We start from the raw sequence: 519 nt of genomic DNA, 5'->3' as shown, positions 1-519 counted from the left end.
ATTCGATCGACCTTTCGTAGCTCTACATTGATCTGCTCACAAACCGGCCTAGTATGGTTTTGGATCACATCGGTGAACTCATCCTCAACAGAATTGGAAAGTTCATTAGCCGATATTGTTAAGCCATGCCGATAGCGAACCAGTCGACTACGCAGGCTGAGCAGAGCTTGAAGGTGAATCAAGATGGCTACAGGTAAAGACCTGGTTTTATGCTGCTTGTAAAAACGAGCAGCATACTGAGCAATAGCTAAGGCATCCGCTTGATCGGTTTTAGTACGCTGTAAACCAATGGATCGCTTGATACGCAGGGCGCTCTCCAGCACAAAGGCCACCTGGCGCGATTGTAAAAAACGAGCCAGTCTCAAACTGTACATACCCGAATGTTCAATGCAAACATAATAGGTATCCTTAGACTGCTGTTGGCTGTCCAACCATTTGGCAAAGCTTTCAAAACCTTTTGGACGATTCTCAAAGCGCTTGTACAAGCTAGAATGCATTTGAGTCGGATCATAACTACAG

The 519-nt window shown here is 45.5% G+C and carries 1 protein-coding gene; it reads right to left on the bottom strand.

Translation table 11 applies throughout. From position 1 onward, the window contains the following. On the bottom strand, positions 1-485 hold a 485-nt coding region (locus CRP01_RS41775), incomplete at its 3' end, for an IS110 family transposase (RefSeq protein ID WP_170110773.1). Between the last annotated feature and the right edge of the window lie 34 nt (positions 486-519).

It is taken from the genome of Flavilitoribacter nigricans DSM 23189 = NBRC 102662 (genome assembly GCF_002646595.1).
Taxonomy (GTDB): Bacteria; Bacteroidota; Bacteroidia; order Chitinophagales; family Saprospiraceae; genus Flavilitoribacter; species Flavilitoribacter nigricans.
This window is presented reverse-complemented; position numbering and strand designations above follow the sequence as displayed.